Source organism: Tenacibaculum sp. SZ-18 (assembly GCF_002813915.1).
GTDB lineage: Bacteria > Bacteroidota > Bacteroidia > Flavobacteriales > Flavobacteriaceae > Polaribacter.
Genome location: NZ_CP019335.1, coordinates 1,511,676 through 1,535,700 on the forward strand (window position 1 = coordinate 1,511,676; position 24,025 = coordinate 1,535,700).

At 32.7% G+C, this 24,025-nt stretch carries 14 protein-coding genes; 10 read left to right on the forward strand and 4 right to left on the reverse strand.

Annotated features, from left to right (window positions below; genetic code table 11):
* Nucleotides 1-79 precede the first annotated feature (79 nt).
* The 4 genes from BTO06_RS06955 to BTO06_RS06970 are packed head-to-tail and all read right to left on the reverse strand — an operon-like array spanning nucleotide 80 to nucleotide 7,437.
* Nucleotides 80-1,759, reverse strand: a complete 1,680-nt coding sequence (locus BTO06_RS06955) for a SusE domain-containing protein (RefSeq protein ID WP_100924604.1) — start codon at nucleotides 1,757-1,759, stop codon at nucleotides 80-82.
* A gap of 16 nt (nucleotides 1,760-1,775) precedes the next feature.
* A complete protein-coding gene (locus BTO06_RS06960) occupies nucleotides 1,776-2,873 on the reverse strand; it encodes a SusE domain-containing protein (protein ID WP_100924605.1) in 1,098 nt (365 codons plus the stop codon).
* A gap of 19 nt (nucleotides 2,874-2,892) precedes the next feature.
* Nucleotides 2,893-4,503: a RagB/SusD family nutrient uptake outer membrane protein gene (locus BTO06_RS06965; RefSeq protein ID WP_100924606.1), complete on the reverse strand. Its 1,611-nt coding sequence runs from the start codon at nucleotides 4,501-4,503 to the stop codon at nucleotides 2,893-2,895.
* A gap of 12 nt (nucleotides 4,504-4,515) precedes the next feature.
* Nucleotides 4,516-7,437 carry a SusC/RagA family TonB-linked outer membrane protein gene (locus BTO06_RS06970; RefSeq protein ID WP_100924607.1) on the reverse strand — a complete coding sequence of 974 codons (2,922 nt, stop codon included), beginning with the start codon at nucleotides 7,435-7,437 and terminating at the stop codon, nucleotides 4,516-4,518.
* A gap of 353 nt (nucleotides 7,438-7,790) precedes the next feature.
* Between BTO06_RS06970 and BTO06_RS06975 the strand changes: the two genes are divergently transcribed.
* From BTO06_RS06975 to BTO06_RS07020, 10 genes are all read left to right on the forward strand, one after another.
* A complete protein-coding gene (locus BTO06_RS06975; RefSeq protein ID WP_100924608.1) occupies nucleotides 7,791-8,810 on the forward strand; it encodes a LacI family DNA-binding transcriptional regulator in 1,020 nt (339 codons plus the stop codon).
* Between the two features lie 128 nt (nucleotides 8,811-8,938).
* On the forward strand, nucleotides 8,939-10,315 hold the full coding sequence (locus BTO06_RS06980) for an MFS transporter (protein ID WP_100924609.1): 1,377 nt from the start codon (nucleotides 8,939-8,941) through the stop codon (nucleotides 10,313-10,315).
* The gene (gene pgmB / locus BTO06_RS06985) at nucleotides 10,308-10,967 is read left to right on the forward strand and encodes a beta-phosphoglucomutase (RefSeq protein ID WP_100924610.1); all 660 of its coding nucleotides are present in this window, start codon (nucleotides 10,308-10,310) and stop codon (nucleotides 10,965-10,967) included. The genes BTO06_RS06980 and pgmB overlap by 8 nt, the downstream gene beginning before the upstream one ends.
* A 30-nt stretch (nucleotides 10,968-10,997) precedes the next feature.
* Complete coding sequence (locus tag BTO06_RS06990; protein ID WP_100924611.1) at nucleotides 10,998-13,304, forward strand: glycoside hydrolase family 65 protein; 2,307 nt, start codon at nucleotides 10,998-11,000, stop codon at nucleotides 13,302-13,304.
* 30 nt (nucleotides 13,305-13,334) lie between these two features.
* Complete coding sequence (locus BTO06_RS06995; RefSeq protein WP_100924612.1) at nucleotides 13,335-15,272, forward strand: glycoside hydrolase family 13 protein; 1,938 nt, start codon at nucleotides 13,335-13,337, stop codon at nucleotides 15,270-15,272.
* Between the two features lie 3 nt (nucleotides 15,273-15,275).
* Entirely contained in the window at nucleotides 15,276-16,253 is a 978-nt protein-coding gene (locus BTO06_RS07000) for an alpha/beta hydrolase (protein WP_100924613.1), read from the forward strand.
* A gap of 24 nt (nucleotides 16,254-16,277) precedes the next feature.
* On the forward strand, nucleotides 16,278-18,701 hold the full coding sequence (locus tag BTO06_RS07005) for a glycoside hydrolase family 31 protein (protein ID WP_100924614.1): 2,424 nt from the start codon (nucleotides 16,278-16,280) through the stop codon (nucleotides 18,699-18,701).
* 1 nt (nucleotide 18,702) lies between these two features.
* The gene (locus BTO06_RS07010) at nucleotides 18,703-20,361 is read left to right on the forward strand and encodes an alpha-amylase family glycosyl hydrolase (protein ID WP_100924615.1); all 1,659 of its coding nucleotides are present in this window, start codon (nucleotides 18,703-18,705) and stop codon (nucleotides 20,359-20,361) included.
* A 3-nt stretch (nucleotides 20,362-20,364) separates the two neighbouring features.
* On the forward strand, nucleotides 20,365-22,485 hold the full coding sequence (locus BTO06_RS07015) for a glycoside hydrolase family 97 protein (RefSeq protein ID WP_100924616.1): 2,121 nt from the start codon (nucleotides 20,365-20,367) through the stop codon (nucleotides 22,483-22,485).
* Nucleotides 22,486-22,496: 11 nt separating this feature from the next.
* Nucleotides 22,497-23,927, forward strand: a complete 1,431-nt coding sequence (locus BTO06_RS07020; protein ID WP_100924617.1) for an alpha-amylase family glycosyl hydrolase — start codon at nucleotides 22,497-22,499, stop codon at nucleotides 23,925-23,927.
* The last annotated feature ends 98 nt before the right edge of the window (nucleotides 23,928-24,025 follow it).

A 24,025-nucleotide genomic window follows, 5' to 3' on the forward strand; every position in this document is an offset into this window, starting at 1 on the left:
ATTTTGTTAAACGTAAAAACTATCCATAACTAGTATATTAGTGTATGGATAGTTTTATTACATATATTTATAAACTTTTTTAAGGTTGTTTCGTATATGTTGGATTCGCTGGATCTGAAAAATCAAGAACGAATGAGAATGTTCCAGCTGCAGTAGATAAATTAGCCCCACCTTCTTCTAAAACACCGTCACCACCATTATCACCATAGTTAACAGTCCAATCGTTATTTGATCTGAACTTGTATTCACCATCAATTAAAGTAACATCATTTAAAATCCAAATATCATCGAAAGGACGAGACCAATCTCTAGTAAATTGTGCATCCGGAGTAGCTCCCCAGTCATTATATGCACCACCTACTAATCCCCAAATGTTATCAATTTGTTCTAATGTATAGCTTTTGTCATTTAAATCAACAGTAACAATATAGTTTCCTGCCGTAGTTGTGATGTTAGCACCTCCATCATCTAAAGTTCCGTCAGCACCATCATCTCCATAATTAACAGCCCAGTCATTGTTCATTCTGAACTTCATTTCACCATCTAATAAAGTAACAATTCCTCTAAATACATCAGAGTATTGATCATATTCTAACATGAAATCAGGACTTGCTCCCCAGTCATTATAGGCAGAACCAACAATTCCTAAAGAGAATGATTCAATAGTGTACGTATTATTATTAAAGTCTAATGTAATTTTATAGGATCCAGCAGTTACGGCAATATTAGCACCACCAGCTTCGATTGAACCATCAGCTCCGTTATCTCCAAAGTTATTTGCCCAATCATTATTTTCTCTAAATTTAATTTCACCGTCAATTAAAGTAACATAAGCAGCAAGAACGCCATCTACATCCGTTTTAAAGAATGGTAAATCAGGAGTCGCTCCCCAGTCATTCGCTGCAGAACCAACAATTCCCCATGTTGTAGATAAATCTAAAACTGTTAAATAAGTAGTTATAGAAACTGTCATTGGATTTCCAACTCTTTCTAAAACATCATTTGTTGAATTTGTAATTACTGAACGTAATCTCAATTGTATTTTCCCTGTAGTATCAGGAGCAATTCCTAATCCTTGAGCCACCGAATTTAATTTCGCATGTGTTACAGTAATTGATTTATTATTTGTTGCTGTAGCTACTTCTACTGGACTATCAAAAGTACCAGTTTCAGTGTCTGCTTCTAAATAGTATTCAACTGTAACTCCTAAATTAGAATCTAGAATAGGATCATTAATTGTAATATCTAAAGCATTTTCATCGTTTTGTTCTAATGTTAAAGTAAATGTATCTCCATCTGATAATCCAGTTTCTACTGATGCAGGATTTACGGGATAAGTCGTAACTAACAATAAAACTGAATTACTTACAGTTTCACTTGCCTTTACTCTTAAATAAACTGGAACATCTGAGAAATTTGTAATTCCAGCATTATTGATAGCATCGTTAAATGCTGCAACAGTCATTGAAAAAGCTTTTTCAGATGACGTACCCAAACTACTCGGATTAGAAAAAGATTCGTCTGTAGACATTTCTATTTCATAAGAACTACTTCCCGTAACTTCATCTTTCCATGTAACTGTAAAAGCTGGATTATCGGGTAAAGAGTAATTTAAAAATACACTAGAAATTCCAGGCATTTCTAATTCAAATGCAGGATCGGCTTGTGTTAAGTTTAAACTTTCTTCAGTTTCACAAGAAACTAATAAGAAAACGGTAGCGATTAATGCTAAACCAATTTTATTTATAATTTTTTTCATCTTTCCTTAATTTAAATTATAGATTTAATGGAACAAGAATATACTGACCTGTTAAATCATTGAACCAGATATCATAATCATCTTCAACAATTACAGGAATACTTGCACCACCACTAGTAGCTACTCCAGAGAATGAAGTATTACTTCCCCATAATGCACCTGAATCTGTTGCAAATTGAAAATTACCTGGCTTTAAACGTACTGCACTTGCATACCAAATATGTCCATCAAAAGTTAAAGCAGATAATGGTGTAGCAGTGTTTAGAGAAGATCCTTGAGCTGTTAAAGTTCCTGGACTAGTGATTCCTGAAGCATCAAATGGTACAAATGAAAAATCTTTAGTAGCAAAATTAATAGTGAAAGTATAGAAACCAGGAGTAATATTAGCATCTCCTGCTGTTGGGAATCTTTCAGGATCGTTTCCACCACCTGGATTCACTTCAATGCTAGTCCCATCATTAGTTCCCCATTGTGGTTGCCATAATCCTTTTGTTTCAAGAACTTTGAATTGTCCATCACTAAAGTATCCTGTATATGTGAATAAATTTTCGTCATTAGCATCTCTATATAATGCTGGGTTATTATTATTGTTGTCCCATCCTGGTGAAGTACCATCTCCAACTAAATAATAATCCTCGAATACATAATTGAAATATGGATAAACATTCATACTAATACTATTTGACGTTGAAGGTACGGCATTCTGAGTACCTAAAGAGGACACAACTCTTGCGTGTAAAGTTGACCATTCAAACGGATTTAACCCTGCATTACCAGCAGCAGAGTTTAATTCGGCCATGGAAAAAGTTACAGCGTTTTCACCCGTTACTGATGAAGCTGTAACTGGATTTGTAAAGTTTTCATCATTTGCAAACTCTATATTGTATACAACAGCAGCTTGTTGTCCGTAATCTGCACTCTGCCAACTAAGTGTTAGAGCAGGAGTAGAAGTATTTACTGGATCAAGTTCAATATCAGAAATATTTAAACCTTGTAAAACTGGGGCAGTAGGATTATCTGAAACCGAAAATGTATCGGTTGTATCATCACATCCTACGATACTTACCATTAAGGTAAGTATCGTGATGTAAGTTAATTTATATATATTTTTCATATTAGTTCTATCTTTTTGATTAATACCCAGGGTTAGGTGTTAAGTTTGGATTTGAAGCCAAACTATTCGCTGGAATAGGATATACATTAAAATGTGATGGAATTGCAATTCCGTTACTTGCATTTCCTTTCCAAGCCCAATTATAATTACCACCTGTAAACTTGTTAAAACGAATTAAATCTTGTCTTCTATGAGCTTCCCAATGTAATTCTCTTGATCTTTCATCTAAGATAAATTCCTCAGTTAATTCAGTAACTGTTATTTGTTGTGGGTTATTCGCTCTTGTTCTTAATGCATTTACATAAGTTAAAGCTTGTCCTATTGTTCCTCCAGAACCACCTTTTAATACAGCTTCAGCGTACATTAAATAAACATCTCCTAATCTAAATAAAGGGAAATCAGTATCAACAAAAGTTTGATCTACACCTGGAGTTCCGGTTGATCCAACATTCGAATATTTTGCAATAATAAATCCTTCGTCTCTATCGGAAATGTCAGTAATAATATCACTTCTGTCTTGAGTGATTAAAGTGTTTCTTGTATCAGTTAAAAAAGCTCCTCCGTTAAATAAGTCAGCAAATTGCTTTCTTACACGTATGGCACCTCCCCAACCACCTTCACCAACACCAAGAGAAACTCCGTTTTTCTCCAAGCTACCTACTGCTCCATTAACCATAACAGTAGTGGGACCAAAGTTCTGTGTAGTTAGTCCATCAGAAATAATTGGGAAAATGATTTCATTTGTAGCTGCACTTACATTATTGTCTGCTTTAAATAAATCTAAATAGTTTGGAGCTAAAGAATATCCTCCTGCGATAATTCTATTACAATAGTCTACACAATCAGTAAATCTATCTATTCCTGTATACACTTCAGCGTTTAAATATAATTTCGCTAAAATCATCCAAGCAACACCTTTATCAGCTCTACCGTATTCGTTAGCCATAGGATCTAATAAATCTCCCTCTATAGCTTTTAATTCAGTTTCAATGAATTCAAATAATTGCGCTCTTTCAGCTTGTGGAGAATTGAAATTAGTCACAGGGTCGTTTTCAGTTACTAAACCTGCTTTTCCAAATAAATCCATTAAATGATAATATGCTAAAGCTCTGATTAATCGTGCTTCTGCTCTGTAAGTAATAATATCACTCCTTACAGCAGCAGAAACATTACGAGCATCTAACTTGGCATCGGTTGTTTCTCTTAAGAAATTGTTTGCTAATGCAACTGATACACTTGCTCTACCAAACATACCATATAATAAAGGGTTTGCAGCAGTCCAAATATTTCTTTGGATTTCGCGTACACCTGGATCGTTTTCGTAAGACCAAATCATTTGGTCTGCAGCTAAGGTTTGAAGATACATCAAAGTTCGTCCATACTGACTAGTACCTGCATCTAATCCCTGAATATTAGAACTTCCAGCTCCATCAACACCAGTTAATGAGAAGTTAGCATAAACACCAGCTAATACTTCTTTATAAGCACCTTCGTCCTTAAATAATTCTTCACTTAAAACTGTTTGATCATCTTCAGGAGTAATATTTAAATCATCAGTACAAGAAGAAATAAATGTTAATCCAATGAAGGTAAATACTACCGTAAAAATTTTGTTATAATATTTTTTCATTTTTCTACTGAATTAAAATTTAACATTAGCACCAAGCATGAAATTTCTTGATCTTGGATAAATTGTGTTATCAATTCCTCCAAACACTTCTGGATCTAAACCACTATAATTAGTGATAATAAATACATTTTGAACACCTGCCCATATTCTAACAGAGTTCTTAGTAAATTTCTTAATTGGTCTATCGAAAGTATACCCTAAGGTAATATTATCCATTCTTAAGAATGATGCATTCTCAAGATAAATATCTGAATTAATAACATCAGAAGTATTGATGAAATTAGTGTCTAATACTGAGGTAGGAATATTTCCTAATACTTCATTATCTTGTAATAAAGCCAATTGTGCTCTGGCAGAATTTACATTATTATAAACATAGTTACCAACACTTGCTCTTAAATTGAAAGATAAATCGAAGTTTTTGTAATTAAAGTTAGATTGGAAACCAAAAGTTAAATCGGCAGATGGATCTTCCTTCAAATAACGATCATCATCATTGATTACACCATCATCATTTAAATCAGCATAAGCACCTTCTATTGGGTTACCAGCACTGTCATACAATTGTTTAAATACGTGGAAAGAGTTAGGAGCGAATCCTTCTCTTAAAATTTGAATTGTATTTCCTGTACCACCAGCTGTACCACCAGTTCTTACATCTTGTCCGTTTGCTAATTCCGTAATTTCTCTATCTAAATAAGTAGCATTGAAGTTGAAATTCCAATTGATATCCTCAGTATTTAAAATATCTCCATTTAATGAGAATTCAATACCGTTTATTTCTAATTTTCCAATATTTTGAATTACACTATTAGCAAAATTTACACCATCTGGTAAGGCGGCATTAAATAATAAATCATCAGATACTTTGTTGAACCAGTTCAAAGATCCAGAAAATTTGTTGTCAAATAATCCGTAGTCTAAACCAAATTCTAACGTTGTAGTTTCTTCCCATTTTAAATCTGGGTTTATTACAGATGGAATAATTGCTCTAATTGGATTATTTGCAAACTGGAATTGAGAGTTTTGATTTCCAAAACGATATCTACTTAAATAGACATCATTTACGTTTGGTAAATTCTGTTGTCCTGTTAAACCGTAACTTGCTCTTAATTTTAAATCAGATATTACATTTGAATCAGCTAAGAAATCTTCATTACTAACTTTCCACGCAAATGCAGCACCTCCGAAATTACCCCAACGGTTGTCAGCGCTAAAACGGGAAGTACCATCCCTTCTGTAGTTAAGAGTTAATAAGTATTTATTTAAGAAGTCTACATTTAATCTTCCAAAGAAACCAATATTCACAACATCTGTGGCAGTGAATGTATCAGCAAATGATGCCGGATCTAAAATATTTCCAGAAGTTCCGCCAAATTCTTCAAATTTTTGATAAGAATATCCAGCTGTAGCATCTAAAGTAACTTTATCAAATGCTTTTTTATAATTTAAATATCCATCTAATAGTCTATTGCTTCTTTCAGAAAAACCAGTTGAGTTTACACCTGCAAACAATAAGTTTATATCTGCAGCTCTTCCATAGTTAAAATTACTTAAAAAGCTAGTTTCACCTTCGGCTTTATCAAAACCTAAGTTTAATACTGCTCTTAATTCAGGTAAAAAATGGAATTTATAGTCAAAATTTAAGTTTCCAAAATGACGAAAAACTTTACCGCGGCTATTCGCTAATAATAACGCTGCTACTGGATTTTTAGTCGTGTTTAATAAGTTGTTTCCATTTCTATGTTCATAAAAGCCACCAAAAGGAGAGCTTGAATCGTATACCGGTTGTGTTGGGTCAAAACGTAATGCTGCTCCAATTTGTCCAGAATCTGCAAATCTACTATCCTCGAAGTTTCTGTTATAATTTAAGTTAATATTTAAATGATCATTAAAGAACGAAGGGTTCATTGATAATGAAACATTTTTTCTGTCAAATTGAGAAGTTAGTAAAGAACCTTCCTGTGTCGTAAATCCAACAGATAAACGAGTTGGAATAAACCCAAGTATTCCACCTTTAACAGTAGCGTTTATCAAAGAAGATCCCGTAGTTCTAAAAATCTCATCCTGCCAGTTTGTATTAGCATTTCCTAACAAACCAACATCACCTGGACGCTGTTGCTGTACAATACTTCTGAATGCATCACCAGAGAAAACATTCACTCTATCTAATACTTCTCCAAATGTATATTGATAATCAACATCTAAAGTGTAAGCTGATTTTCCTTTTTTAGTTGTGATAATTATAACACCATTTGACGCTCTAGAACCATAAATAGCCGTCGCTGAAGCATCTTTTAACACTGAGAATGATTCTATATCATTTGGATTAATGTTAGCTAAAACTCCTCTCGATCCTGCAACACTGTTCTCTTCAATTGGTAATCCATCAATTACAATTAAAGGACTATTAGATGCGCTAATAGAAGACCCTCCACGAATAGTTATCTGAGAACCAGATCCAGGTGCTCCACTCGTTCTAATGTCAACTCCTGAAACACGACCACTCAATAAATTCTCCGGTGTAACAATATTACCTTTGGTAAATTCTTTTTCCGTAATGGCCTCAACAGAACCAGTTGCATCTTTTACAGTAGTTGTACCATAACCCACAACAACAACTTCCTCTAGTACCTGTGCTGAATCTTCCAATTCAACATTTATCGTAGTTAAATTCCCAACAGAAACTTCTTTTGTTTTTAGACCGACAAAAGAAAAAACAAGAATATCAGTTGATTTTACATCTTTGATTACGTAATTCCCGTCAAAATTTGATTCTGTGCCTTTTACTTGACCCTTAATGATGATAGAAACACCAGGTAAAGGTTCTCCAGTGGATTTCTCAGTAACGGTTCCTGTTATTGTCTGTTGGGCATGGGCGAACAAACAAAAAAGAAATAGCGTTAAGCTGAGTAATTGTTTAGTTTTATTCATGTGTAAATTCTTAAATAAATAAGTGAAATTTGAATTATTTGTTATATCAATAACCTTTGTTCTGCGTGGTGAATATAGCTATTAAAACCTTCCTCAAGCCATTGAAAACACTACGAAAACGATTTCGTGTTAATAACTTTCTGACTTTAACTTAATGTATTCGTAATATTCACTAAAATTTTTATGAATTTTGTAAAATACTCGTGTTAAAATTAGAGTTAAATCAGCTTATTAAAGCATAAATAAAAAAACTGCAGTATTTTTGTTTTTTCAATGATTAAAATAGTGGTTTTTTGAGATATATCCAAACTCTCTTTTTAAACGATACGTTAACCTCTTTTTAACCTCTATGTATGAAACAAAAAATTACTATTAAAATTATAGCCAAGGAATTAGGAGTTTCTACTTCTACAGTTTCAAAAGCTTTACGTGATAGTCATGAAATTAGTCACGAAACAAAGGAACGAATTAAAGCTTATGCCAATTACTATAATTACAGACCGAACAACTTAGCACTACAACTACGAAATCAAAAAACAAAAGTAATAGGTATTATTTTACCAAAAATAGTACATCATTTCTTTTCTACGGTTATTAGTGGAATCGAAAAAGTTGCAAATGAAAGAGGTTATAATATTATGGTTTGTTTCTCTAATGAAGATCAAGAAAAAGAAAAAGAGACTATTAATGTTTTAACTAATGGTAGTGTCGATGGGTTAATAGTTTCAATTGCCAAAGAAACACTTAGAAATAAGGAATTAGGACATTTTTACCAGTTAATAAGTAATGAAGTTCCTTTAGTATTATTTGACAGAGTTCATGATTCTATTCGTTGTGATAAAGTAATTGTTGATGATATTGGAGCTGGATATAAGGCGACAAGACATTTATTGAACACGAAATGTACTAAAATTGGTATTGTCACTACTCCGGAACATGTTACGGTAGGATTAGACCGATACCAAGGATATGAACGAGCATTGAAAGAGGCCGGGGTTTCAATAGATAAAAACTTAGTTATTAATGTTGATGAAGAAGATGATATTTACACTCAAATAAAAGTATTATTTGATCAGGATATCGATGCAATATTCGCGGTTAATGAAATTTATGCAGCAATTGCCATAAGAATTGCAAAGGAAAAAGGTAAAAGAATACCTGAGGACGTTTCTATAATTGGGTTTACAGATGGTTTAATTTCTGAATATTCTTCTCCTTCAATTACAACTGTAGTGCAGCATGGACTAACTATGGGAGAACAAGCGGCAGAATTATTAATTGATCAGATTGAAAACGGAGAAAATCAACGTTCACCTCAAACAAAAGTGATTTCAAGTAACATTAAAGTTAGGGAATCTAGTAAATCGTTGTAGTAGAAAAATTCAACGGCCTAAAGATTTTTTTATATCTTTGGGACATATACAAGGCTTATCAATAACCTTTTCTGCAAAAAAATGATAAGTCTTAGCGCTTATCGTACTATTAATTAATTAATACGATAATGAACAAGCGTAAATTAAGTTTCCTAGAAATATGGAACATGAGTTTCGGATTTTTAGGCATTCAATTTGGATTCGCCTTACAGGGTGGATTTATGTCGAGAATTTTTCAAACATTAGGAGCCGCAAAGGACGATATACCCTTGTTATGGATTGCTGCACCTTTGACAGGTTTGGTTGTTCAACCCATAATAGGTTATTTAAGTGATAGAACTTGGAGTCCAAGGTGGGGAAGGAGAAGACCTTATTTTTTAATAGGTGCTGTATTAAGCTCGATAGCATTGTTTTTTGTTCCACATTCTCCAGCATTGTGGGTAGCTGCTGGTTTCTTATGGATTTTGGATGCTTCTATTAACATTTCCATGGAACCTTTTAGAGCTTTAGTTGCCGATAAACTTCCAGAATCTCAGAGATCTTATGGTTTCGTAGTTCAAACATTAATAATTGGAATAGGAACATGGGTTGCTAGTAATTTACCCAGTTTTGTTTCTGCATTAGGTGTCAGTGATGCTGCGGCTAAAGGTGTAGTCCCGATGTCTGTTAAGGTGGCTTTTGCGACTGGTGCATTTGTTTTTTTAGTGAGTATTCTGTACACAGTTTTTACGACATCTGAATATCCCCCGGAAGATATGGAAGAGTTTCAGCGTGAAAAAGAAAAGAAAAATCAGTTCATTCCAGATATTTTAAACAACATAGGAAGTATGTCCATTACAATGAAGAGACTTGGTGTAATCCAGTTTTTTAGTTGGTTTGCCTTTTTTACAATGTGGAGTATGGCAAACCCAGCATTAACCGAACATGTATTTGATGCTCCTGCACCTGTAGAAAAAGAATTTGACTTGTCAAATGTTGAGCAGAAAGCAGCTTATGATTTAGCGAATACTAAGTTTCAAAAAGCTTCAAATTCAGTAGGTTCTTACATGGGAACTTATGGTTTGTCCTCAATGGTTTTTGCATTATTATTAGTAGTATACACTTCAAAAAGAAGAATTAATAGGAAATATGTTCATATGACTTCTTTAATTCTTGGCGGGGTTGGATTTTTAATGATGAAATTCATTCCTACGGAGGAATACTTATACTTATCATTCACTTTAATAGGATTTGCATGGGGAAGTATTTTATCTATGCCATATGCAATGTTGTCAAGTTCTGTTGATCCTAAAAAGATGGGAGTGATAATGGGGATTTTCAATATGTTTATTGTTATCCCTCAAATCGTAGCAGCTCTTGGCGGAGTTGTATTCATATCAAACTTACTTGGAAAAGAAGCAATAAACGCAATGACTATTGCAGGAATTTGTCTTGTATTAGCTGGTTTATCAAATTTCCTTATTACCAATAAAAAAGCAATTACATACGAAGTAGAAAATGAATAAAAAAGGATTCATATTTGATTTGGACGGTGTAATCGTAGACACTGCAAAGTACCATTTTTTAGCTTGGAAAAAATTGGCTAATGATTTAGGAATTGATTTTACAGAACACCAAAATGAGCAATTGAAAGGTGTAAGTAGAGTAAAATCACTAGAAAAGATTTTGGATTGGGGAGGAATTTCTCTTTCTGATGAAGCTTTTCAATACCAAATGAACAAGAAGAATACAGATTATTTATCATGTATAGAAACCATGAAGGAGAACGAAATTCTTGTTGATGTTCCCAAAGTACTTACTTTCTTGAAAAAAGAACAACAACCAATTGCTTTAGGTTCAGCAAGTAAAAATGCTAGAAAAATTCTAAAGAAAGTCGCTTTATACGAATCTTTCGACAGTATAGTTGACGGAACCAATGTTTCTAAAGCTAAACCAGACCCAGAGGTCTTTTTAATTGCAGCAAAAGATTTAGACATGGAACCAAATGAGTGTATTGTTTTTGAAGACTCTATTGCCGGAGTTCAAGCAGCGAACAAAGCGGACATGATATCAATAGGTATTGGAGACCAAGAGGTTTTAAATGAAGCTAATTTTGTTTTTAAAGACTTTTCGGAGGTTTCTATAGAATTTTTAAAACAATTAATAAACAAACAATAATTCCCCAAAAAATAAAATAACGAGAGAGAGATGAATCAAGATTATATAATACCACATGAATGGTCAATTATCGAAGAAGGATTTAATGAAAGCAGAGTAAAATCTTCAGAAAGTTTATTTAGTATAGGTAACGGAGCCATGGGGCAACGTGCAAATTTTGAAGAAAAGTATTCTGGTGAAACTTTTCAAGGAAGTTATATAGCAGGTGTTTATTATCCAGACAAAACAAGAGTAGGATGGTGGAAAAATGGATACCCTGAATATTTTGCAAAAGTACTTAATGCTCCAAATTGGATTGGAATCAACGTATTTGTTAACGAAATTCAATTAGACTTACATACATGTAAAAAGATTGTTGATTTCCGACGTGAATTGAATATGAAAGAGGGTTGGTTGTCGAGAAGTTTCAAAGCGACCTTAGTAAATGATATTATCGTTGAAGTAGAAACAAAACGTTTTTTAAGTATCGATTTAGATGAAGTTGGTGCTATTGAATATAATGTAACTCCAATTGCAAATGATGTTGAAATTACCTTTCAACCTTATCTTGATAGTGGGATCCATAATGAGGATAGTAACTGGGATGATCAATTCTGGAATACTACTAATGTATTAGAAGATTCTTCACAGGCATTTATAGAAGCACATACGATGAAAACTAATTTTCATACGTGTACTTTTATGGAGTCTAAGGTTTTCGTGAATGGCAAAGAACAAAGTTCACTTCCAAAAACAGAATCTTCAGAAACTAAAGTTTCTTTTTACTACCCAGCTCACGTTAAAGCTAATGAAACATATACAATTCACAAATTTGGAGGATATGTTGTTGATAGAAATCATGAATCAGATAAATTAATTGTAGCTGCAAAAAACACGTTAAAGTTGGCTGTTGATTTAGGATATCAGAACCTTTTAGATCAACAAAAACAAGCTTGGGCTAACATTTGGGAAATGGCTGATATTACTATTGATGGAGATGTAAAAGCTCAACAAGGTATTCGATTTAATATTATGCAATTAAATCATACTTATTTAGGTAAGGATGCACGCTTAAATATTGGACCAAAAGGATTTACTGGAGAGAAATATGGAGGAAGTACTTATTGGGATACAGAAGCGTATTGTTTACCATTTTATATGGCAACAAAGAACCAAGAAGTTGCTAAAAGCCTTTTAACATACAGATATAACCAATTAGATAAAGCTATTGAAAATGCTGAAAGTTTAGGCTTTACGAATGGAGCGGCATTATATCCAATGGTAACTATGAATGGTGAAGAATGTCATAATGAATGGGAAATTACTTTTGAAGAAATTCATAGAAATGGAGCTATTGCCTTTGCTATTTTTAATTATTACAGATTTACAAATGATTACAGTTATATTCCAGAAAAAGGATTAGAAGTTCTTATTGGAATTGCACGTTTTTGGCATCAAAGAGTGAATTTCTCAGAAGACAAGCAAAAATATGTAATGCTTGGAGTTACTGGTCCTAACGAATATGAAAACAATATAAATAATAACTGGTATACTAATTACATCGCAAAGTGGTGTATTGATTATGCCTTAGATAACATTGAAAAGGTTAAAGAAGAATATCCTTTTGATTTTAAACGTATCGTTGAAAAAGTTACTCTTTGTGAGGCAGAATTATCAAGTTGGAGACGAGTAGCAGAGAATATGTATTTCCCATATTCTGATAAATATGGAGTTTTTTTACAACAGGATGGTTTTTTAGATAAAGATTTAGTAACTGTTGAAAATTTAGATAAATCGCAGCGTCCAATTAATCAAAAATGGAGTTGGGATCGAATTCTTCGTTCACCTTACATTAAACAAGCAGATGTTTTACAAGGATTTTACTTCTTCGAAGATCATTTCTCTACAGAAGAACTTGAAAAGCATTTTGATTTCTATGAACCATTTACAGTTCATGAAAGTTCACTTTCTCCTTGTGTTCACAGTATTCAAGCTGCTAAACTAGGAAGAATGGACCAAGCCTATACATTCTATTTAAGAACTTCTCGTTTAGATCTAGATGATTACAACAAAGAAGTAGAAGAAGGTCTTCATATCACCTCTATGGCAGGAACTTGGATGAGTATTGTTGAAGGTTTTGGTGGAATGAGAGTTGAAGAAGGAAGTTTAAGCTTTACGCCACAAATTCCAAAACAATGGAAAGGTTATTCTTTTAAAGTGAATTTTAGAAATCAAGTTTTAAAAGTAATCGTAAACCAAGGTAAGACTCATTTTGAATTAGATGGTGATAATGAGTTACATATTAAAGTAAATGGTGAAAGTATTACTATTTCTCCAAATAACTTAGTAACGGTTTAAATAACAAACTAAAAGAACATTAAAAATATTATGAAACGAATCGTTTTAGCATCAGCAATAGTAATCATATTTTTAATGTTATCTTGTGAGAAAAAGACAACTAAGTCTTTTACTTATAAATCAATAATAGTTGAAGCGAATGAAATAGAGAAAATCGAGCCGCCTTTTTGGTGGGCAGGTTTTAAAAATAATTCGCTTCAACTTTTGGTAAAACATCCAAATATTTCAAATTATAGTGTAGAAATTCTTAATGAAGATATTTACTTAGAAAAAATTAATAAAGCAGATAGTCCTAATTATTTGTTTTTAGATTTATTAATTAAAAATTCAGCAACTCCGGGCAAGTTTAATATCCTTTTCAAAGCAAAAGATGGAGAGAAACTGACTCAAACATATGAACTGAAAAAAAGAACTAAAAAATCGGAAGATTTTATAGGTTTCAATAGTTCAGATGCAATTTATTTAATAACACCTGATAGATTCAGGAATGCCAATCCAAAAAATGATTCTTTTAATAATTTAAACGAAAAAGGTATCAATAGAAATGATAATTATGCTCGACATGGTGGTGATATTGAAGGAATTGCTCGCGGACTTAAATATATCATGGATTTGGGTTTTACTGCAGTTTGGTCTTCACCGTTGTTGACTAATAATATGCCTAATGGTTCTTACCATGGATATGCGATTACTGATTATTATCAAGTTGACCCTAGATTTGGAACTTTAGATGAGTATAAACAATTGGCATTAGGTTTTCAAAGAACCAAAATGAAGCTCATCATGGATCAAGTTGCAAACCATTGTGGATTAGAACATTGGTGGATGAAAGATTTACCATTTAAAGATTGGGTGAATTATCAAGAATATTATGAGAAAAACAAAGAAAATTGGAGTAGTGAAATAGTAAAACATTCATCTCACAGGAGAACGATAAATCAAGATATTTACGCATCAACAACTGATAAAAAAGAAATGACAGATGGCTGGTTTGTAAAAGGAATGCCTGATTTAAATCAAAGAAACCCTTTTATGGCTAAGTACCTTATTCAAAACAGTATTTGGTGGATTGAGTTTCTTGAACTTGGAGGAATTCGTCAAGATACTTATCCTTATCCGGATAAAGATTTCATGAGTGATTGGGCAGGCGCCATTATGAAAGAATATCCAAATTTTAATATTGTAGGAGAGGAATGGTCTTCAAACCCATTATTAATTGGATATTGGCAAGATGGTCAACAAAATACAGATTGTTATGATTCTAATCTACGTTCTACAATGGATTTTGCCATGCAAGAAAAAATTGTTGCTGGTTTAAAAAATACGGAAACATGGGGGACTGGTTTAAAAGAAATCTATGTTGCTTTGGCTAATGATTTTCATTATAAACGTCCTCTAGACATCATGGTTTTTCCTGATAATCATGATATGAGTAGAATATTTACTCAGTTAGATGGGGATATTACCAACACAAAAATGGCACTAAGCTATTTAGCAGTTATTCCAAGAATTTTTCAAATGTATTACGGAACCGAAATTTTGATGAATGATTTCGATAAACCTGGTGATCACGGATTAATTAGAACTGATTTTCCAGGTGGTTGGAAAGGTGATTCAGTGAACGCTTTTACAGGTGAAAATTTGGCTTCAGAAAAAAAAGAAATGCAAACGTATATTTCTAAATTAATGAATTTTAGAAAGTACTCTAAGGCAATCCATAATGGTAAAACAATGCATTTTGCACCAGAAAATAACACATACATTTTATCAAGATACACTGATGATGAATCTATCGTTCATATTTTAAACAAAAATGAAAAGCCTTTTGATTTAAAACTAGATAGATTCAAAGAATTAGGATTAGACGGTAAAGTCTTGAAAAATGTTTTTACAGGAGAAACAATAACTTGGTCAAATACACTAACTTTAAATCATAAAGGAAGTTATTTATTTACAACTAAATTATAATCTATGAAATTATTAAAAATCAGTATTTGTTTAAGTTTATTTATGGTCGCTTGTAAAAATAAAAGTGACGACGCTAAAAAGAATACTGAGTCAATAGTGGTTGAAAAGCCAACTGTAAAGTTTAATCCTGTTGATAATGTAGAATTATCAGGAGGTACGTTATATCGAGCAGAATTATTCCCTTCTAGTTATATTACACCACGTCCAGTTGATGTTTGGTTACCTGATAATTATTCTGCTGATAAAAAATATAACGTTCTATATATGCATGATGGACAAATGTTGTTTGACGCAAAAACAACCTGGAACAAACAAGAGTGGAAAGTAGATGAATGGGCTACAAACCTTCAAAAGGAAGGGAAAGTTAAAGACTTTATTGTGGTAGCAATTCATAATATTAGCAATATTCGCTGGTTAGATTTATTTCCGAAGAAAGCTTTTGATTTTATAGACGCACAAAAGCAAGCCGAATTGAAAAGTATTCCAATGGCTGTTGAGTTTAAATTAAGCGGAGATGATTATTTACGTTTCTTGGTAAATGAGTTGAAACCATTAATCGATGAGAAATACTCTGTGTATACTGATAAAGAACACACATTTGTTATGGGTTCGAGTATGGGAGGTTTAATGTCAATGTATGCAATAAGTGAATATCCTACTATTTTCGGAGGTGCGGCTTGTATTTCAACACACTGGATTGGTTCAATGCCAATGGCAGATAACCCATATCCAAAAGCAATTTTCGAATACATGAAAATTAATTTACCTGAATCGAAAGATCAAAAGTTATACTTTGATTATGGTGATAAAACATTGGATGCGTATTATCCAAAATATGCTTCTCAAGTTGATGAAATTTTGGAATCTAAAGGATACAACGAAATAAATTCTAAAAACATATTTTTTGAAGGAGCCGATCACTCTGAGAACTCTTGGAATGTAAGATTAGATCAGCCTTTAACCTTTTTATTGGGGATATAATCTCAAATTTAGCTTAACTAAAACATGAAACGTATTTATTTATTTCTGATATCGTTAGTCTTCACTATTACGATAAATAGTCAAAATTCTGAAAGAAAATATATATCTCATAATGAAGAAAATGGCATTTTTTCAGTAACTACAAATGATGGTAAATACGTTTTTCAATTCTTTAATTCTGAAATATTACAAACTAGTTTTGTTCCGAATGGAGAGGAATTAATTGATGATTCCCATGCTGTAATCATCAAACCTAGAAAAGTAAAAATCAGCTATAAATATGTAGGAAATACAATTTCTTTCGGAACAAAAGATCTTGTCATTAATGTTTTAACTAAACCTTTTCAAATTTCTTACACCTACAGAGGAAAGAACTTAATATCAGAGAGGAGAGGATATTTTAAAAGTGAACATGAACCTATGGAGATGGTAAGTGGTAATATTATTGCTGATCAAACGGAGAAAATTGAGTTCAATATTACCAAAGATGAAGTTTTATTTGGTGGAGGAGCAAGAGCTTTAGGAATGAATCGTAGAGGAAATCGACTACCGTTGTTTAATAGAGCACATTACGGATATGAATCGGATTCTAAATTGATGAATTATACAATGCCAATTGTTATTTCTTCTAAAAAGTATATGCTTCATTTTGATAATGCACCCGTAGGATATTTAGATTTAGATAGTAAGGATAATAACACTCTAACTTATGAAACTATCTCAGGAAGAAAAACGTATCAAATTATCGTTGGTGATTCATGGTTAGATTTAATAAAAAACTACACGAATTTGACTGGTAAACAACCTTTGCCTCCAAGATGGGCATTAGGTAACTTTTCAAGTAGATTTGGCTATCATTCAGATACAGAAACAAGATCAACTATTCAGAAGTTTAAGGATTATAAAATTCCTGTAGATGCGGTAATTCTAGATTTATATTGGTTTGGAAAAGACATCAAGGGAACCATGGGGAATTTAGAAGTTTATAAAGACTCTTTTCCAGATATGAAACAAATGGTTTCAGACTTCAAAAAGGATGGTGTAAAAACCGTTCTAATTACCGAACCGTTTGTATTAACAACATCAAAAAAATGGAATGAAGCAGTTGAGAAAGATGTTTTGGCTAAAGATACTCTTGGCAAGCCATTTAAATTTGATTTCTACTTTGGAAATACAGGATTAGTAGATATTTATAATCCAAAAGGAAAAGATTGGTTCTGGAATATTTATAAAGATATTGCCAATCTTGGTGTAAAAGGTTTATGGGGAGATTTAGGTGAACCAGAAGTTCATCCTCACAAACTATTACATGCTACAGGAACAGCAAATGAAGTTCACAATATTTATGGTCACGATTGGGCAAGATTAATACAGGAAGGGTATGCTAAAGAATTCCCAAATGAACGTCCATTTATTTTAATGCGTGCTGGTTACTCAGGTTCTCAACGTTTTGGTTTAATTCCCTGGTCTGGAGATGTAAATCGTTCTTGGGGAGGACTACAAAGTCAACCTGAAATTAGTTTACAAATGGGAATACAAGGATTAGGATATATGCATTCAGATTTAGGAGGTTTTGCTGGTGCAAATTTAGATGATGAGTTGTATACTCGTTGGTTGCAATATGGAGTTTTCCAACCCATTTTCCGACCACATGCTCAGGAAGAAGTTCCTAGTGAACCTGTTTTTAGAGAAAGTCGAGTAAGAGAATTGGCTAAAAAATCTATTGAATTACGTTATCAATTACTTCCTTATAATTATCACTTAGCTTACGAAAACCATTCAGAAGGAAAACCGTTGATGCGTCCTTTGTTTTTTGAAGATTCAAGTATGGATTTATTTGAGAATTCAAAAAGTTATTTGTGGGGAAATGATTTTTTAATCACTCCAATTTTAAATTCTGGGGCAAAAGAAGTAGAAGTTTATTTTCCAAAGAATACAACATGGTTTAATTTTTATACAGATGAAATTATAACTATCAAGACCTCTCAAAAGGAAAAAACTATAGAAACCTCAATTCCAACATTTGTAAGAGCGGGAAGTTTTATTCCTATGATTGATGTAATTCAAAATACAGATGAATATTCATTAAACAACTTCAAGTTACATTATTATCATCACAAATCTATCGAAAATAGTGAACGAAATTTATTCAATGATGATGGAAACACTAATAAGTCAATAGAGAAAGAAAATTATGAACTAATGCTTTTTGAATCGAAGGTTTCAAATAAGAAATTAAGCTTCAAGTTTACTTCAAAATCTGGTGAAAATTATAAAGCCTCATCTAGAGAAATCGAATTCATAATTCATAACATAACAAAACAACCTAAGAAGGTTAAAGTTCAAGGAAAAAGAGTTGATTTCAACTGGAATTCAACATCTAATGAGCTTAGAATTCCATTTACTTGGAAACAAAACGAACAAACTAAATTAACTATAAAATTATAGTATGAGAAGAGTCATATTACTGGTCGTTACAGGTTTATTATTACAAAGTTGTAAAGGTCAAAAAGAGGAAGTAGTATTAGAAAAGAAAGAAACACCTTTTTATTGGGAGGCTGCAAATGTGTATTTTTTATTAACAGATAGATTTAATAACGGAGATAAAACAAACGATATAAATTTTGACAGAACTAAGGAAACTGGAAAGTTACGTGGTTTCGAAGGTGGTGATTTAAAAGGAATTACGGAAAAAATAAATCAAGGTTATTTTACTGATTTAGGAATCAATGCCATTTGGATGACTCCAATTGTGGAACAAATACATGGTGGAACTGATGAAGGTACAGGAGTTACCTATGGTTTTCATGGATATTGGACTAAAGATTGGACAGCTATTGATCCGAATTATGGGACAAAAGAAGATTTGAATAATCTTGTTGAAGCTGCTCATAGCAAAGGAATCAGGATATTGTTAGATGCTGTAATAAATCACACAGGTCCAGTTACAGAGAAAGATCCTGTTTGGCCTTCTGAATGGGTTAGAACTGAACCTCAATGTAAATACGACAACTACGAAAATACCGTTACCTGTACATTGGTAAAGAATTTACCAGATATTAAGACTGAGAGTAATGAAGAAGTTCAATTACCTCCTCAATTAGTTGAAAAATGGAAAGCTGAGGGAAGATATGAGCAGGAAGTGGCAGAATTGGATGAATTTTTTAAAAGAACTGGTCATCCAAGAGCTCCTCGTTTTTATATCATGAAATGGTTAACAGACTATATTACAGAATTTGGAATTGACGGTTATCGTGTTGATACGGTTAAACACACAGAAGAGTCTGTTTGGCAAGAATTTAGAAAAGAATGTGATTATGCATTTGAAACGTGGAAGAGAAATAATGCCGACAAAGTATTAGATACTAACGACTTCTATTTAGTGGGAGAAGTTTATAACTACGGAATTAGCTCGGGTAAAGCATTTGATTTTGGAGATAAAAAAGTAAATTATTTCGATAATAGTTTTAATAGCTTAATCAATTTTGAGATTAAGTGGAATGCAAAGCAAATGGCTTTAGCAGATGTTTTTAATCGTTATGATAGTCTGCTTAACACTAATTTGAAGGAGTATAGTATATTGAATTATTTGTCGTCTCATGACGATGGACAACCTTTTGATCCGAAGCGTGAATCACCATATAAAACGGGAACAATACTATTATTAACTCCAGGAGCTTCTCAGGTTTATTATGGAGATGAATCAGCAAGAAGTCTTGTTGTCGATGGAACTATTGGAGACGCTACGTTACGTTCTAATATGAATTGGCAGGAGTTAAAAGATGATCAAGAAAAGCAGAAAGTTTTAGTTCATTGGATGAAATTAGGACAATTTAGAAAAAATCATCCATCAGTTGGTGCTGGAAAGCACAAAATGATTTCAAGAACTCCTCATGTTTTTTCTAGATCTTTTGAAAAAGGAGATTATTCTGACCAAGTTGTTATTGGTTTAGAATTACCAACAGGGGAGAAAATTATCGATGTATCTACAATATTTAAAGATGGTGATCTAATTTGTGATGCATATTCAAATAAGGAAACAGAGGTTAAAAATGGAAAAGTGAATATATCGACTATATATTCAATTGTTTTATTAGAGAAGAAATAGAGAATGAGGATTGTGTTAAAAGTGCTGTTTATCTGTTTTTTAATAGTTTTTATTTCCTGTCAGAAAGCAGTTACAGACAAAAGTGTTACTTCACCGAATTCTGAATTGAATTTAGAATTTAATTTAAATAAGTCTGGACAACCGGAGTATACAGTTTCTTTTAATGGAAAAATAATTATAAAACCATCTTCGCTTGGTTTTGATTTAAAGGATCAAGAGGCTTTAAATAATAATTTTATTATCCTTAAATCAGCGACAAGGTCCTTCAAAGAAACATGGCAGATGCCTTGGGGAGAACAGTTAAATGTAGACAATAATTTCAACGAACTAAAAATTGAACTAGAAGAGAGTTCTGAGTTAAAAAGAAAACTTAATATCGTTTTTAGAGTTTATAACGATGGAATCGGATTTAGATATGAATTTCCAGAACAAGATAATCTGAAAGATATTTATATCACAGAAGAACATACCAATTTCAAACTTACAGAGGATTACAAAACATTTTGGATACCAGGAGATTGGGATATCTACGAGCATTTGTATAGTACAACGAAACTTTCAGAAATTGACACTGATAATTATCCAGTTAATAGTGCTCTTGCTCAAACTTCAATTCCTAATAAAGCGGTAAATACACCAGTAACAATGGTAGGTTCAAATGGAATACATTTAAGTTTTCATGAAGCTAGTTTGTTAAATTATTCAGGAATGACTTTAGGAGTAGATACTAATGAACTTTCGTTAAAAAGTATATTGGTTGGCTCTAATAATCGCGATTATAAAGTGAAACAAGCAGTCCCTTTTAAAACACCTTGGAGAACTATTCAGATTACAAAAAGCGCACCAGAATTAATCGAATCTAATCTGATAATTAACTTAAACGAACCTAATAAAATAGGTGATGTTTCTTGGTTTACTCCAATGAAATATACAGGTGTTTGGTGGGAAATGCATTTAGGAAAATCTTCGTGGGATTATGGTATGGAGAAAGTCAATGGGAAATGGACTGATACAGGAAAAGCACACGGAAAACATGGCGCAACTACAGAAAATGTAAAACGTTTTATCGATTTTTCCGCTAAGAATAATATTAAGGGGGTTCTTGTGGAAGGTTGGAATACGGGTTGGGAAGAATGGATTGGTTTTGAAGATAGGGAAGGAGTATTTGATTTTGTAACTCCATATCCAGATTATGATTTAGATGAAGTAACAAAATACGCCAAAGAAAAAGGTGTAGAAATCATTATGCATCATGAAACTTCTGCAGCAACTCAAACCTACGAAAAACAGCAGGATACGGCATATTCGTTAATGAAAAAGTATGGAATGCATGCTGTGAAATCAGGATATGTTGGAAAAATTATTCCAAAAGGAGAATATCATCACGGACAGTACATGGTAAATCAGTACAATGAAGCAGCGATTAAAGCGGCAAAATATCAAGTGGCCGTAAATGCTCATGAACCTATAAAAGCAACGGGGTTAAGAAGAACCTATCCTAATATAATTTCTAGAGAAGGTTTACGTGGACAAGAATTTAATGCTTGGTCACCAGATGGTGGAAATCCTCCTGAACATCTTCCAATAGTGGCTTTTACAAGAATGTTAGCTGGACCAATCGATTTTACTCCTGGTATTTTTAACATCAAGTTTGATAAATACAGAACAACAAATCAGGTAAATACAACACTTGCTCAACAGTTGGCTTTGTATGTGGTTATTTATAGTCCGGTGCAAATGGCGGCAGACTTGGTTGAGCATTATGAAGCAAATCCTGAACCACTTCAATTTATTAAAGATGTTGGTGTTGATTGGGAAAAGACTACAGTTTTAAATGGTGAAGTCGGTGATTTTGTCACTATTGCTCGTAAAGAACGAAATACAGAAAACTGGTTCGTAGGAAGTATTACAGATGAAAACTCAAGGGAAATCACAATAGATTTCAAATTTCTAGATGAAGGAGTAACTTATGATGCAGTAATTTATAAAGATGGAAATGATGCTCATTGGAATGATAATCCAACTGCAATTGATATAGAAAAACAAACAATAACAAAAGATTCTAAACTTACGATAAAACTTGCCGAAGGTGGTGGTTTCGCAATAAGTTTATTAAAACAATAACTACAATTCAAATGAAAAAACTTCTTGCAATGGCAGTTGTCGCTGCCATGATTTCTTGTAAACAAGAAACTAAGGAAACAACAGCACAAGTAGAGACAAAAACTGAAGATAAAAACATAATAAAGCCTATTACAAATGAGGTGCTAGAAACAGCAGTTATTTACGAAGCTAATATTCGTCAATATTCAAAAGAAGGAACTTTTGATGCGTTTACGAAAGACATTCCTCAGTTAAAGGAATTAGGAGTAAAGATTATATGGTTAATGCCTGTATTTCCAATTTCTGAAACAAAGCGTAAAGCTACTGGAGGAAAAGACAGTAAGTTCGCTTCTGAATTTCCAGAAGAAGAAAGAGCTAAGTATTTGGGAAGTTATTATGCCGTTTCTGACTTCAAAAAAATCAATCCGGAGTTTGGAACAATTGAAGATTTCAGGAAATTAGTGAAAACAGCTCATGATAACGGGATTTATGTAATCTTAGATTGGGTGCCAAATCATACAGGTTGGGATCATACTTGGTTAATAACGAATTCTGATTTTTATACAAAAAATGAAAATGGAGAAGTTATTCATCCTGACGGAACGGATTGGACAGACGTTGCTGATTTAAATTATGATAATCCTGAATTACGAAAAGAAATGATCAGCGATATGTCATATTGGATCACTAAAGAAAATATTGATGGTTTCCGTTGTGATGTAGCTGGATCGGTACCAACATCATTTTGGCATGAGGCTGTACCTGAACTGAGAAAATTGAAAGATATTTTCATGTTAGCAGAAGCTTGGGAACCTGAATTACTCGAAGGTAACTTATTTGATATGGCATATGGTTGGGATCGTCACCATACGATGAATCATATTGCAAAAGGAGAAGAAAAGGTTGCTGCTTGGCATACAAACTATGAAAAAGATGCAAAGAGATATGCTACAGATGATATCTTAATGACTTTCGTGACAAATCATGATGAAAACTCATGGAATGGGACTATTGAAGAGAGAATGGGTGAAAGTGCTGGTTTATTTACAACATTAAGTTACTTAGTTCCAGGAATGCCATTAATTTATTCTGGTCAAGAATATGGTTTAAACCATAGATTAAAGTTCTTTGAGAAGGATTCAATTCCAAAAACAAAAGGTAAGGAGTGGAGTTTATTGAAAAAACTTGCTTCATTAAAACAAGGAAATTCTGCACTTAACGGAGGTAAAGAAAGTGCGGCATACAAGACTCTTGAGGTAAACAATGAAAATGTATTAGCATTCACTAGATCAAAGGCAGATGATGCTATTGTATTTATTGGAAATTTATCTAAAGAAAAACAATCTGTAACCATACAAATTGATGGAAATTTTACAGATTACAATTCAGGAAATAAAGTTTCTTTAAAAAGCAAAGAAAGTATAGAATTAAAACCTTGGGAGTTTTATGTCTTAACAAAATAAAATATTGTTTGAAATTAAAGTTAATTAATTTAATAAGGAGAGCGTTTTGTAACGTTCTCTTTTTTATTTTCTGATAATTTACTCTGACAAAATTATCA